15 protein-coding genes and 1 pseudogene are annotated in these 12,153 nt (G+C 51.2%); 10 read left to right on the forward strand and 6 right to left on the reverse strand.

What is annotated here, in order from left to right; translation table 11 throughout:
- The first annotated feature begins 451 nt into the window (after positions 1–451).
- From ACOTXR_RS24395 to ACOTXR_RS24415, 5 genes are all read left to right on the forward strand, one after another.
- Positions 452–1,993 (forward strand): IS91-like element ISCR1 family transposase, encoded by a 1,542-nt coding sequence (locus ACOTXR_RS24395; RefSeq protein ID WP_000050481.1) that lies wholly within the window; start codon positions 452–454, stop codon positions 1,991–1,993.
- A gap of 362 nt (positions 1,994–2,355) precedes the next feature.
- Positions 2,356–2,706 (forward strand): hypothetical protein, encoded by a 351-nt coding sequence (locus ACOTXR_RS24400; protein ID WP_248931197.1) that lies wholly within the window; start codon positions 2,356–2,358, stop codon positions 2,704–2,706.
- Positions 2,707–2,715: 9 nt separating this feature from the next.
- A complete protein-coding gene (locus ACOTXR_RS24405) occupies positions 2,716–3,162 on the forward strand; it encodes a DUF421 domain-containing protein (RefSeq protein ID WP_004193264.1) in 447 nt (148 codons plus the stop codon).
- Between the two features lie 10 nt (positions 3,163–3,172).
- Positions 3,173–3,688, forward strand: a complete 516-nt coding sequence (locus tag ACOTXR_RS24410) for a 2-oxo-tetronate isomerase (protein WP_017900989.1) — start codon at positions 3,173–3,175, stop codon at positions 3,686–3,688.
- 176 nt (positions 3,689–3,864) lie between these two features.
- Positions 3,865–4,773, forward strand: a complete 909-nt coding sequence (locus ACOTXR_RS24415; RefSeq protein ID WP_004193260.1) for an SDR family oxidoreductase — start codon at positions 3,865–3,867, stop codon at positions 4,771–4,773.
- Between the two features lie 95 nt (positions 4,774–4,868).
- Here ACOTXR_RS24415 and ACOTXR_RS24420 read toward each other — a convergent pair whose 3' ends face one another.
- Both ACOTXR_RS24420 and pspF read right to left on the reverse strand, forming a co-directional pair.
- Positions 4,869–5,513, reverse strand: a complete 645-nt coding sequence (locus ACOTXR_RS24420; protein WP_017900990.1) for a quinolone resistance pentapeptide repeat protein QnrB4 — start codon at positions 5,511–5,513, stop codon at positions 4,869–4,871.
- A gap of 82 nt (positions 5,514–5,595) precedes the next feature.
- Positions 5,596–6,585 carry a phage shock protein operon transcriptional activator gene (gene pspF, locus ACOTXR_RS24425; RefSeq protein WP_017900991.1) on the reverse strand — a complete coding sequence of 330 codons (990 nt, stop codon included), beginning with the start codon at positions 6,583–6,585 and terminating at the stop codon, positions 5,596–5,598.
- 155 nt (positions 6,586–6,740) lie between these two features.
- Here pspF and pspA point away from each other — a divergent pair, with 155 nt between their 5' ends.
- From pspA to pspD, 4 genes are read left to right on the forward strand one after another with little or no spacing between them, the layout of a single operon-like run.
- Complete coding sequence (gene pspA, locus ACOTXR_RS24430) at positions 6,741–7,409, forward strand: phage shock protein PspA (protein WP_003020532.1); 669 nt, start codon at positions 6,741–6,743, stop codon at positions 7,407–7,409.
- 54 nt (positions 7,410–7,463) lie between these two features.
- Positions 7,464–7,688, forward strand: coding sequence for an envelope stress response membrane protein PspB (gene pspB, locus ACOTXR_RS24435; protein WP_004193245.1), 225 nt, complete (start codon positions 7,464–7,466; stop codon positions 7,686–7,688).
- Positions 7,688–8,047 carry an envelope stress response membrane protein PspC gene (gene pspC / locus ACOTXR_RS24440; RefSeq protein WP_004193243.1) on the forward strand — a complete coding sequence of 120 codons (360 nt, stop codon included), beginning with the start codon at positions 7,688–7,690 and terminating at the stop codon, positions 8,045–8,047. Before pspB ends, pspC begins: the two co-directional genes overlap by 1 nt.
- Positions 8,048–8,055: 8 nt before the next feature.
- Positions 8,056–8,286, forward strand: a complete 231-nt coding sequence (gene pspD, locus ACOTXR_RS24445; protein WP_004193241.1) for a phage shock protein PspD — start codon at positions 8,056–8,058, stop codon at positions 8,284–8,286.
- Positions 8,287–8,474: 188 nt separating this feature from the next.
- On the opposite strand, the pseudogene ACOTXR_RS24450 reads toward pspD, so the two are convergent.
- The 3 genes and pseudogenes from ACOTXR_RS24450 to ACOTXR_RS24460 form a co-directional block, all read right to left on the reverse strand.
- Positions 8,475–8,663 (reverse strand): annotated as a pseudogene (locus ACOTXR_RS24450) (LacI family transcriptional regulator); the annotation flags it as partial.
- Positions 8,621–9,442 (reverse strand): hypothetical protein, encoded by an 822-nt coding sequence (locus tag ACOTXR_RS24455; protein ID WP_013214003.1) that lies wholly within the window; start codon positions 9,440–9,442, stop codon positions 8,621–8,623. The pseudogene ACOTXR_RS24450 and the gene ACOTXR_RS24455, both read right to left, overlap by 43 nt.
- A gap of 194 nt (positions 9,443–9,636) precedes the next feature.
- A complete protein-coding gene (locus tag ACOTXR_RS24460; RefSeq protein WP_004236386.1) occupies positions 9,637–10,776 on the reverse strand; it encodes an extended-spectrum class C beta-lactamase DHA-1 in 1,140 nt (379 codons plus the stop codon).
- A gap of 110 nt (positions 10,777–10,886) precedes the next feature.
- On the opposite strand from ACOTXR_RS24460, the gene ampR reads away from it, so the two are divergent.
- Positions 10,887–11,762 carry a LysR family transcriptional regulator AmpR gene (gene ampR / locus ACOTXR_RS24465; RefSeq protein WP_259408566.1) on the forward strand — a complete coding sequence of 292 codons (876 nt, stop codon included), beginning with the start codon at positions 10,887–10,889 and terminating at the stop codon, positions 11,760–11,762.
- A gap of 3 nt (positions 11,763–11,765) precedes the next feature.
- Here ampR and hypA read toward each other — a convergent pair whose 3' ends face one another.
- On the reverse strand, positions 11,766–12,071 hold the full coding sequence (hypA, locus tag ACOTXR_RS24470) for a hydrogenase maturation nickel metallochaperone HypA (protein ID WP_050583588.1): 306 nt from the start codon (positions 12,069–12,071) through the stop codon (positions 11,766–11,768).
- Positions 12,072–12,153 lie beyond the last annotated feature (82 nt).

Here is a 12,153-nt window from a genome sequence, read left to right on the forward strand (position 1 = left end):
AATTTCGCAGTCGCGACGCCAGAGACCGAGGGTTAGATCATGCCTAGCATTCACCTTCCGGCCGCCCGCTAAATATCTCCTTTTGGGTTGTTAATAAAACATCCAATAAGTTGACTGTGCGTGAAAAAGAAAGTTTTGTGTGATGGCGTTGAAGATCGCACCGTTAAGCTCTTATGTGGGATGGTGCAGAGCTCGACGACTACCGATAAAACGCAACCGCCGCAAACAGACAAGAAAAAGCCCCAACTGATAACAGTTGGGGCTTCAGTATTGTGATTGGTGGAGCAATAGCACCCTGAACCCAAAACCTTCTCGCTCAACCGGTAGTGGCTGATAACAACTCGTGAGGGCTATTGCGGGTTAAGCATTTAGCGATGTCTAGGGCCAGACTGGACGTCTGAACGCAAGCCGCTGATACTGTACATAACCACAGTATCAGCGGAGGATACCCATGTCGCTGGCAAGGAACGCCACGGCGAGTCAATCGCCCACTCAAACAAACGGTTACGAACGCCACCAACCCGACCAGACGCTGCTCTACCAGCTGGTTGAGCAGCACTACCCAGCCTTCAAAGCCTCACTCGAAGCCCAAGGTCAACACCTGCCTCGCTACATCCAACAAGAATTCAACGACCTCCTCCAATGTGGCCGTCTGGAGTATGGTTTCATGCGGGTTCGCTGCGAGGATTGTCATCACGAGCGTCTGGTCGCCTTCAGCTGTAAACGACGCGGCTTTTGCCCTAGCTGCGGTGCCCGCCGGATGGCCGAGAGTGCGGCGCTGCTGATAGACGAAGTCTTCCCCAAGGAGCCCATTCGCCAGTGGGTGCTCAGCTTTCCTTTCCAGCTACGCTTTTTGCTGGCTCGCCATCCCCAGCTGATGGGCCAGGTCTTGAGTATCGTCTATCGTACACTCTCAACTCATCTGATCAAAAAAGCCGGTTACACCAAAGCCTCTGCACAAACTGGCTCAGTGACTCTTATCCAACGCTTTGGCTCCGCGCTAAATCTCAATGTCCACTACCACATGCTGTTTCTCGATGGTGTCTATGCCGAAGATGACTATGGCAAGCAACGCTTCCATCGTGTCAAGGCACCCACTTACGATGAGCTGAATACGCTCGCTCACACCCTCAGCCATCGCATCGCTCGCTGCATGGAAAAGCGTGGGATTTTGGAGCGTGATGCCGAGAATACGTGGTTGACACTGGAAGAGGGCGAAGACGATACGCTGACTCAATTACATGGTGCTTCGGTTACGTATCGCATTGCCGTCGGCCCCCAGCAAGGGCGCAAAGTCTTCACCCTGCAAACCTTGCCAGGGCGTGAGGATAAAGCCGACTCAAGCAGTCGAGTAGCCAACCATGCTGGTTTCTCGCTACACGCCGGTGTGATGGCCGAAGCGCATCAGCGGGATAAGCTTGAGCGCTTGTGTCGCTACATTAGTCGGCCAGCGGTTTCAGAAAAACGTCTGGCATTAACCGCCAATGGGCAGGTGCGTTACGAGCTCAAAACTCCGTACCGCAATGGCACCACCCATGTGATCTTCGAGCCGCTGGACTTCATCGCCAAACTCGCTGCGTTGGTACCTAAGCCGCGAGTCAACCTCACACGCTTCCACGGCGTCTTTGCACCGAACAGCAAACACCGAGTTCAAGTAACACCCGCCAAGCGGGGCAAGAAGCCCGACAAATCGGAAGGTCTCGATACTAACTGGCGTGACAAGAGTCCTGCAGAGCGCCACCGCGCCATGACCTGGATGCAACGCCTCAAGCGAGTCTTCAATATTGATATTGAAGTCTGCGAACACTGCGGCGGTCACGTCAAAGTGATTGCCAGCATCGAAGATCCGAAGGTCATTGAGCAGATTCTCAAGCATCTGAAACAGAAAACAGCCAAGGCGAATGCCGCCAAGCAGCGTGAGCTGCCACCAGAACGAGCGCCGCCACTGACTCCCAGCCTGTTCGATCCATCACAGAGTCGTCTCTTTGACTGACGACCCCAAATCCAACACTGCTCAACACTGCCAACTTTTAAACGGGGCGGTGGGGCAGTTTGTATCTCTCGAGCTATCAGGCTAGAGATTTTACCGCCAAATCGAACCTTATTAGAGCGGTTTAGGCTGGACCGGCAGTTAAAATTGGGGCTTGAGCGGTAAACGAGTGAGGGAATTTCAGGTAAGATACTTCGGATGAGGAGCAAAAAGGTGGTTTATACTTCCTATACCCTCAAGGAGTAAAAGAGAGCCTGCGTTTTCTGAATTTTGAATCTGGCTTTCACAAGATTGGTTTTATCTGTTTGCTCTGCATTGTTTTTCTTGCTTCGGTGGGAGCGTTTTCCGGCGGATATTTAAGTGAGGTGACGAGAAAAAACACCTTAAAGACAACAGGGTTACAGTACGAAAGGTTTGGGCGCTTGCAAACGGAATTTAAATTTAAAATCTCTGCACAAAAGTATGATTCTGTGAACAAGACGTTGCGCATTGGCGGCGATTTCAACAAATTTTATGAAATGGAAAATATTTGGCCGCAGCCAGACAGCATGTACAGCAAGGGGAACGATCTTTACCTCGTCTACAATGATTCTGAAGCAATGCAGAACTTTACTATCTGGCTGCGGGTTACGCCCGTGAAGCCAGGAAGCGTAAAGAGTTTTCTCCAGCTAAATGGCGAACCTGAAATCCGCTTCAGACAATTTATTTATCCCTAGGAGGTGAGTATGGAGATGGTCTTCCGGGCATCCGCCATTTACCTTATTTTGCTGGTGGTTTTCAAAATAGCAGGTCGCCGGGCATTATTACAAATGACCAGCTTCGATCTGATTTTATTACTGATTATCAGTGAAGCAACTCAACAAGCCTTGTTGGGTAATGATTTTTCGATAACCGGCGCCATGATCACGATTGTCACTCTGGTTACTATTGATATTCTGTTCGGTTTCATTAAAAAAAAGGTGGGTGGGGCCGAATCCGTGCTGGATGGTTCCCCGGTTATCCTGCTTGATCACGGGATCCCTTTATTAGATAAAATGAAGAAAGTGGATGTCTCTCTTGAAGATATATTAGTCGCTGCGCGACAAAATCAGGGGATTACCGAATCAAGTAAAATCAAGTATGCCATTCTGGAACGCAACGGACATATTTCTGTCATTCCTGAAGAGAATTAGCGAGGCGGTAATGAATACGGAGTACAATGACGCAAAAACAGTCAATGAACTGACAAAACGGCTTGCAAACACGCTCATTGATAGCGATTTAACGTTGACCACCGCAGAATCCTGTACAGGAGGAAAGCTGGCCGCGGCGCTTTGCGCACAGGCGGATACCGCAGAATTTTATGATATCGGCGTTATAACCTTTAGCGATCGCGCCAAGCAGAAAATGCTCGACGTGCGGGCCAGTACGCTGAAGAAATATAGCGCCGTTAGTGAGCAAACGGTCAGTGAGATGTCTGTAGGAATACGTCAGCAAGCCGAAACCGATATCAGTATAGCCATCAGCGGATATGCAGGGCCGGAGGGTGGGGAGGATGGTACTCCCGCAGGAACCGTGTGGTTTGCGTGGAATTTCCGCGGACAGATAATAACAAAACGTGAGTGTTTTTCCGGGGATTGCCAGGACGTCATTGAAAAGGCGGTACGTTTTAGCCTGGCGGTATTGATTGAAGAAGTGTCAGCCTGGAAGAACAAATAAATAAACCAGGACTTATCCTAGGAAATATTTCAATGCTATGTGAAGTTATCGTCGTGAGAGCCAGGTTAATATTAGGAGAAAATTAAGTGGTAGGTAAATTATAAAGACCATGTCATTCATTTTGTTCTACGCTTATTAGTCTTTGCGATGAATGATGACTCACGAGAGGTGATTGAATGACTGACCTAAATAAAGGAAAACAGACCACCAATAAAACTAATTCAGAGCGTTTTCCGCAGCCGCCTTTTCCACATCAAAAACAACCTTTTCCGGGGCTCGCCGGAAAAATGCAACCGCGCCCCGATCATGGCGAACAAAGCTATCAGGGAAGCGGCAGGTTAAATGGTCGCAAGGTATTAATTACCGGTGGTGATTCAGGTATTGGGCGTGCTGTTGCCATTGCCTATGCCCGCGAAGGCGCCGATGTCGCGATTAATTATTTACCTGAAGAAGAGGACGATGCTCGTGAGGTTGTTGAGTTGATAAAAAAAGCTGGGAGAAAAGTTGCGGCGATTCCCGGCGATATTCGTGACGAAACTTTTTGTAACCATCTGGTAAAACAGGCGGTAGACGCGCTGGGAGGGTTGGATATCCTGGTGAATAACGCAGGCCGTCAGCAATTTTGTGAATCGATCGAAGACCTCACCACAGAAGAATTTGATGCGACATTCAAGACCAATGTCTACGCCATGTTTTGGATCACCAAGGCGGCTATTCCCCATTTCTCCCGAGACAGCGTGATTATTAACACCTCATCGGTACAGGCTTATGAGCCGAGTGAGATCCTGCTTGATTATGCTCAGACCAAGGCGGCGATAGTGGCATTTACTAAATCGCTGGCGAAGCAACTGGCCCCTAAAGGGATCCGTGTAAATGCTGTCGCGCCTGGGCCGTACTGGACGGTATTGCAGTGCTGCGGCGGCCAACCACAGGAAAAAATTGAGAAATTTGGTGCAAATGCGCCGCTTGGTCGCCCTGGCCAACCGGTAGAAATTGCTCCGCTGTATGTCACTTTAGCGGCTGAAGAGAACAGCTATACATCCGGTCAGGTATGGTGTTCTGACGGGGGGACCGGAACCCTCTGACGTTTATGCCCCCGAAGTCGAAACGTCTGAGGGGGAAAGCCAGCCCGGACAATATTGTATAAGGGCAGGGGGCGGCATATACCGCTCCCTGAACATTAACCCATGACAGCGATACCAAGACGTTCCAGGAGCAACGATGCCTGGTAGCTGTCCAGTTTGACGCCTTGCAAATCAACCCCGCGGATATCTAAATCGCCCAGTTCCGAATTGGTCAAATCACAGTGCGTAACGTTTGCTGCTCGCCAGTCGAAGGATGAAAACTCGCCGCCAGAGAGGTCTGATCCACTGAACGTTGCGCCCAGCACCTGAGTACCCATCCAGCGGTTTTCCCACAGCTCGCACTTTTCCAGTACGACTTTTGAAAAGTTGGCGTAGCTTAAGTTGGTATTGGTGATATAGGCGCTACAAAACCAGGTGCGGGTGGTGATCATATTCATAAAACTTGCGCCGCGAAAATCTGACCCTTGTGCCCGGCAGTGGCGAATTTCGATTCCCAGCGCATTGATATTCCTGAAATCAGCCATGGAGAGATCACAACTTTTGAAAATGGCATCTTTCAGGTTAGCGCGACTAAAATTACATCCTTTCTGACTTTCTCGATCATAAAACTGGCAGCCAATAAATTCAGTGCCGCTAAGGTCGGCACCCGAAAAATCACAGTTGAAAAATGTGCTATTTTCAACTTTTTCACCGGTGAACCTGTTTCTGTCAATTTTTTCGCCAACTAACGCCAGAGTCATCATGATTAACCTGTTTTTTTATACAGTGATTGCAACATGGTAAACTGTTTTAACTCTCGCGTCCAACGTCTGCCCCTGCACGCTAAATTTGGTGTTTCTTCAGTAATGCGCGGAGTTGATGGTAGGTCAGACCTAATAATTCAGCGGCTTTTTTCTGATTAAATTTCGCCTGCTGTAAGCTGGTTTGCAAAAATTCCTTCTCCTGCTGCTGTTGGAATTCACGCAGATCCAGCGGTAGGGTTACTGATGTATGTCTGGTTTCTTGCGCCAGCGGCGGTGCGGCGTGACGCCTGAACGGGTCAATCACAATCTCATTCAGTGGGTAATCGCTGGTCCCGTGTCGGTATACCGAACGCTCCACGACGTTTTTCAGTTCACGAATATTGCCCGGCCAACGGTAGTGGAGGAGCGTTTCTTTGGCCTCATCGGTGAACCCAGGAAACAACGGTAACCCGATCTCACGGCACATCTGAATGGCAAAATGTTCAGCCATTAACATGATATCGCTTTGACGTTCGCGTAACGGGGGAAGTTGCACCACGTCAAAGGCCAGACGATCCAGCAGGTCGGCGCGGAACGTGCCTTCACTCACCATGCGTGGCAGGTCGGCGTTGGTTGCGCAAACCAGTCTTACATTGACCTGCAGAGGTTGGCTACCGCCTACGCGTTCCAGCTCTCCGTACTCAATAACGCGCAGCAGTTTTTCCTGTACCAGCATCGGGGCGGTTGCCAGTTCATCAAGAAACAGTGTGCCGCCATCGGCGCGCTCGAACCGACCTGGGTGACGTTTCTGCGCGCCGGTAAAGGCGCCCGCTTCGTGCCCAAAGAGTTCGGAATCAAGTAAATTTTCGTTGAGCGCGGCGCAGTTAAGTGAAATAAACGGGCCTTGCCAACGGGTTGAGAGGTAGTGCAGGCGGTTGGCGATAAGCTCTTTCCCTGTTCCTCGTTCCCCAATGACCAGCACAGGTTTATCCAGCGGCGCGAGACGAGAAACCTGCTCCAGCACTTCAATAAAGCTGTTCGCTTCGCCCAGCAGATTATCTTTGTATCCTGCCATGATGAAATTCACCATTTGTTAGTGTTATTCACCAATTTACCCTATTTATCCCGACAGGTAAAATTAGTTATTTTCAAATATTTCAATGAATTAAAAAGTTGGCATGCGAAGTGCATTAGAACAGCAGCAGGGCATTGCCCGATATCAGAACAGTAAGTGAGGATTACATTATGGGTATTTTTTCTCGTTTTGCCGACATCGTGAACGCCAACATTAATGCGTTGCTGGAAAAGGCTGAAGATCCGCAGAAGCTGGTGCGGTTGATGATCCAGGAAATGGAAGACACGCTGGTTGAGGTGCGCTCCAACTCCGCACGCGCGCTGGCAGAAAAGAAACAGTTATCGCGTCGTATTGAACAGGCCAGCGCCCAACAGGCAGAGTGGCAGGAAAAAGCAGAGCTGGCGCTGCGTAAAGAAAAAGAAGATTTGGCGCGTTCTGCGTTAATCGAAAAGCAGAAACTGACTGACCTGATTGCCTCCCTGGAGCATGAGGTGACGCTGGTTGACGATACGCTGGCGCGTATGAAAAAAGAGATCGGTGAACTGGAAAACAAACTCAGTGAAACCCGTGCTCGTCAGCAGGCATTGATGTTGCGCCATCAGGCGGCGAGTTCTTCCCGTGATGTTCGTCGTCAACTGGACAGCGGCAAACTGGATGAAGCGATGGCTCGCTTTGAATCTTTTGAGCGTCGTATCGATCAAATGGAAGCTGAAGCTGAAAGCCATAACTTCGGTAAGCAGAAGTCTTTGGATCAGCAATTTGCTGACCTGAAAGCAGATGATGAAATCAGCGAGCAGTTGGCGCAATTGAAAGCCAAAATGCAGCAAGACAAGCAATAATAATATCTGGCGGTGCCCGAACGCGCCGCCGCTCATCACCTGTAAGGAGTACTCATGAGCGCGCTATTTCTGGCCATCCCGTTAACCATCTTTGTGCTGTTCGTCTTACCGATTTGGCTCTGGCTGCATTACAGCAATCGTTCCAGTCGCGGCGAGCTGGCGCAAAGTGAACAACAGCGTCTGGTAGAACTTAACCAGGACGCACAGCGGATGCGTGAGCGCATTCAAGCGCTGGAAGACATCCTTGATGCTGAACATCCAAACTGGAGGGACCGCTAATGGGGGGCGTTAATCTGAATAAAAAACTGTGGCGTATACCGCAGCAGGGCATGGTGAAAGGGGTTTGCGCGGGTATTGCGCATTATCTCGATGTTCCTGTGAAACTGGTGCGGATCCTGGTGGTGCTGTCCATCTTTTTTGGTCTGGCCTTTTTCACCTTTGTCGCCTACATCGTACTGACGTTTGTGTTGGATCCGATGCCAGACAACGTGGTTTCCGGAGAACAGCAGCCATCAAGCGGTGAGCTATTGGATGCTGTCGATCGTGAACTGGCTGCAAGTGAAAAGCGTTTGCGTGAGATGGAGCGTTATGTAACGTCTGATACTTTTACATTACGCAGCCGCTTCCGCCAATTGTGAGGTTAGAAATGAATAATCGCTGGCAACGTGCCGGGCAAAGGGTTAAGCCGGGCATTAAAATAGCAGGTAAGCTGGTGCTACTGACTGCGCTGCGCTATGGCCCGGCTGGGGTAGCAGGGTGGGCGGTGAAGTCCGTGGCCCGACGTCCGCTAAAAATGTTGCTGGCGTTAGTATTGGAACCTTTGTTGAGCCGGGCAGCGACAAAATTGTCGAAACGCTATTCAGGTAATCAACCCTGATATCCGAAACAACAAAAGCAAGCAACATTTAGTCAACATTCCCCCAGTTAATTTGCGGCAGAGTAGTCTCTTGTGTCATGGGATCGCTACCAATAGAAATGAAGGTGAAAGCGACAGACTCCATTATGCAGGTATCGGTGTGAATTACGCATTCTAAAATGCACTGGGGCATTGTTATGCCCCAGTTTTTATACCAGTGAGTCGGCTAACGATATTTGTGTACCCACGGTGATATTTTGTAAACCTTTCTCACCGGCAATCAGGCTAAATAATAAATTACAGCTTTGTTCGCCGAGCTGCTGGGTTGGGACATCAATGCCTCCCGGCACGGGCGTCAGCATAAATGACAACAGTTCATTACAGTGACGGTATACGGCACCGGCTTGCCGTCACGGGTCATAGACAGACGCGATTCCAGATTTTTGACATCAGCGGGGGCATTGAAGGTCAGGCCGATAATGGCGTGTTTTTTCATCGGATCTTGCGGATCCTGATAGAACTCCGCCCGGCCGCCGCGATAATAAAACTCAGGGGTGGTAAAGGTTTTTTGTTTCTCTGTTAACGCCACCTGCGGAGCCAGCAGTGTTTTGGCATCCATATCGACGGTGTAGGTTTTCCCCATCGGGAAGGTTTTTTTCGCCGTGAATACCAGCTTACGGTCATTACGCCACTGCCACTCACCTTCCATTGCGGGGGTCAGGGTAATACCGGCGGTGACCGGTTTACCGATCAGCGTTACCGGTGCGGCAGAGCGGGAGAATGTCACCACCACAATCTGCGCTGAATTATCATCACGGTTATAATTAACCGCCGAAGGGCGCTGCACAGACGCGGAAATATCCTGCACCACCAGCGGCGCAACATCCACCGGCTTCGGTTTGTTCTGATACCAGTGCCAGGTGTAATAACTGCCCGCTGCCACCGCAGCAGTCAGTAATAATAAGGCAGATATGGTTTTCGGATAGCGGTTGCCCCCCCGCTCCAGCCGGGCAAGCTGATTACCGGCAAAGGTCACCCAGCCCGGCACCGCCCAGCGGATCCGTCCGGTGAACGGGCGCAGCAGAAAACCCAGCAGAGTAAAGAGATAAACAAGACTGCGAGCCGCCAGACGCAGCAAAATAAAAGGTAAGCGGAGGATAAAACGCAGAACGTCCATGACAACATTTTCCTCTGTGTGTTGAGACTGACATCAGTTTGCCGCAGCACACAGTGAAATCCGGTTCAGCCGGAAGCTGTCAGTGCCCGATACTCTCATCCTCCATAAAACAGCCCATAAAGCAAATTATTGCATAAGGAATAATCTTAAATTACGGCCCCGGCGTATCCGCAGGGGCCTGTTCAGGAAAAAAATTATTCCAGTGCACTCAAAATAGCCTGTGCAGCTTTGACTCTTTCGGTATTCGGGTAGTTTTTATTCGCCAGAATCACAATCGCCACCTGTTTTTCCGGAATAAAGGCGACATAGGCGCCGAAACCAGTTGTTGCGCCCGTTTTATGCACCCAGGAAGCACGGTTATACGGCTGAACCTGGTTGTCTGTTACCGGATGCGGCTGCAATGCGACCTCGTTGGTCACACCGTTAATGATCATATCTTTCTGCTGCGGCCAGTCATACATTTCCCAGCCCAGCCCCTGGTTAATCGCGGCGGTTTTATAGTAGCGGGTCTGGGCGAGATACATTGCCATTTCCAGATCCGCATTACCGGCCCGTGACGGCTCCATATTCATTTCCGCCCAGCGCAGCATATCTTTTGAGGCGGATTTCACGCCGTAAGATTCCGCATCAAGCTGTCCCGGCGACACGCGGACCGGTTTTTTGTTTTTATAACCGTACGCATACTGGCTTTGCGCACTTTCCGGCACAGTAATAAAGGTGTGAGATAACCCCAGCGGTGCCAGGATCCGTGCAGTCAGCAACTGCTCATACGGCATCCCCGCCGCGTTTGCGGTCAGAGCACCAAACAGGCCGATACTGCTGTTTGCATACAGACGCATATCGCCCGGTTTCCGGGACGGCTGCCACTGCTGATAGAAATTCAGCAGATCCGCACGGCTTTTTACCGCATCCGGCACCTGTAACGGCAGTCCGCCTGCGGTATAGGTAGCCAGATCCAGCAATGTGATCCCCTTCCACTGCGGCAGAGCCAGCTCCGGCTGGTATTTTGCCGCCGGATCATTCAGCGCCATCTCTTTTTTCGCCACAGAAACCGCACCCAGCACACCTGTGAAAGTTTTACTTACAGATCCGAGCTCAAATAGTGTATTTTCAGTGACCGGCTGTTTTGCCTGAATATCGGCAAAACCATAATTGAAATAATAGGGCTTACCCTTTACGGAGACGGCAACCGCCATCCCGGGAATATCCTGCTGTGCCATCAGCGGTTTAATGGTGCTGTCCACCACCGCCGCGACATTATCAGCGGCAGAAAACCCCGGGGCGGAAAACGCCAGCAGAGCGGAAATCAGTGTTGCAGATAACGATTTTTTCATCAGAATTAACCTTCCGTGTGTGAGTAACGGCGGCAAGTATCGTCAGATTCACCGGACAGAACAAACGGTTATTTATAACAAGAGCCTAAAGAAAAACTTACAGGTGGATTATGGTCAGACGTTATCTCCCCCTTAACCCGCTGCGCGCCTTTGAGGCCGCCGTCCGTCATCTCAGTTTTACCCGCGCGGCGATTGAGCTGAATGTCACCCATGCCGCCGTCAGCCAGCAGGTCAGGGCGCTGGAAGAACAACTCGGCTGTGTGCTGTTTACCCGCGTCTCGCGCGGGCTGGTGCTGACCCATGAAGGTGAGGGATTACTGCCGGTGCTCAATGAGGCGTTTGACCGGATTGCGGATACTCTGGAGTGTTTTTCTCACGGGCAGTTCCGTGAGCGGGTGAAAGTCGGTGCGGTGGGAACATTTGCCGCAGGCTGGCTGCTGCCGCGTCTGGCCGGATTCTATGACAGCCATCCGCATATTGATCTGCATATCTCCACCCATAACAATCATGTGGACCCGGCGGCGGAAGGGCATGATTATACGATCCGTTTCGGTAACGGCGCGTGGCATGAGTCAGATGCGGAACTGATTTTCAGTGCACCACACGCTCCGCTGTGCTCACCGGCCATTGCAGAACAGTTACAGCAGCCGGATGATGTTCACCGCTTTACCCTGCTGCGCTCATTCCGCCGGGATGAATGGAGCCGCTGGCTGGATTGTGCGGGCGGCACACCGCCTTCCCCGTCACAGCCGGTAATGGTGTTCGATACCTCACTGGCCATGGCCGAGGCGGCACAACTGGGTGCCGGGGTAGCGATCGCACCGGTATGTATGTTCAGCCGCCTGTTACAGTCAGGCGCACTGGTACAGCCGTTTGCCGCAGAAATCACCCTCGGCGGCTACTGGCTGACGCGGTTACAGTCCCGTACGGAAACCCCGGCCATGCAGCAATTCGCCCGCTGGCTGCTGAATACGGCGGCGGCGTAAAACTCACTCACCTTCCAGGCTTTTTACCCGCAAATCATCACCTTCACTGATGCGCAGCCGTTCACTGCCGCAGTGCGGACAGCATCCGGCGTGCTGCATGATTTCGGCCTCACGGCTGCAATCCCAGCACCATGCCTGTGCCGGGATAACATCAATATGCAGTGTGCAGCCCTGCGCCACGGTATCACGGCAGGCGATATCAAAACAGAAATGCAGTGCACTCTCCTCAACATCCGCCAGTGCGCCGACTTCCAGCCAGACATCCGTTACCCGCGCAATGCCGTGCTGTTCAGCCTGTTCGCGGATAATGTCCGCCGCACCGAGGGCTTTACTAAGCTTGCCCCTTCCGCCGTTGTCATAATCGGTTATGGCATCGCATTTTATTTTCTTT

This window comes from Enterobacter cloacae complex sp. IR53030, from assembly GCF_049238365.1.
Lineage (GTDB): Bacteria > Pseudomonadota > Gammaproteobacteria > Enterobacterales > Enterobacteriaceae > Enterobacter > Enterobacter kobei.

Coding starts and splice junctions, on each gene's coding strand:
- ACOTXR_RS24395 (WP_000050481.1), top strand. CDS start 452: ATGTCGCTGGCAAGGAACGCCACGGCGAGTCAATCGCCCACTCAAACA.
- ACOTXR_RS24405 (WP_004193264.1), top strand. CDS start 2,716: ATGGAGATGGTCTTCCGGGCATCCGCCATTTACCTTATTTTGCTGGTG.
- ACOTXR_RS24410 (WP_017900989.1), top strand. CDS start 3,173: ATGAATACGGAGTACAATGACGCAAAAACAGTCAATGAACTGACAAAA.
- ACOTXR_RS24415 (WP_004193260.1), top strand. CDS start 3,865: ATGACTGACCTAAATAAAGGAAAACAGACCACCAATAAAACTAATTCA.
- ACOTXR_RS24420 (WP_017900990.1), bottom strand. CDS start 5,513: ATGACTCTGGCGTTAGTTGGCGAAAAAATTGACAGAAACAGGTTCACC.
- pspF (WP_017900991.1), bottom strand. CDS start 6,585: ATGGTGAATTTCATCATGGCAGGATACAAAGATAATCTGCTGGGCGAA.
- pspA (WP_003020532.1), top strand. CDS start 6,741: ATGGGTATTTTTTCTCGTTTTGCCGACATCGTGAACGCCAACATTAAT.
- pspB (WP_004193245.1), top strand. CDS start 7,464: ATGAGCGCGCTATTTCTGGCCATCCCGTTAACCATCTTTGTGCTGTTC.
- pspC (WP_004193243.1), top strand. CDS start 7,688: ATGGGGGGCGTTAATCTGAATAAAAAACTGTGGCGTATACCGCAGCAG.
- pspD (WP_004193241.1), top strand. CDS start 8,056: ATGAATAATCGCTGGCAACGTGCCGGGCAAAGGGTTAAGCCGGGCATT.
- ACOTXR_RS24455 (WP_013214003.1), bottom strand. CDS start 9,442: ATGGACGTTCTGCGTTTTATCCTCCGCTTACCTTTTATTTTGCTGCGT.
- ACOTXR_RS24460 (WP_004236386.1), bottom strand. CDS start 10,776: ATGAAAAAATCGTTATCTGCAACACTGATTTCCGCTCTGCTGGCGTTT.
- ampR (WP_259408566.1), top strand. CDS start 10,887: ATGGTCAGACGTTATCTCCCCCTTAACCCGCTGCGCGCCTTTGAGGCC.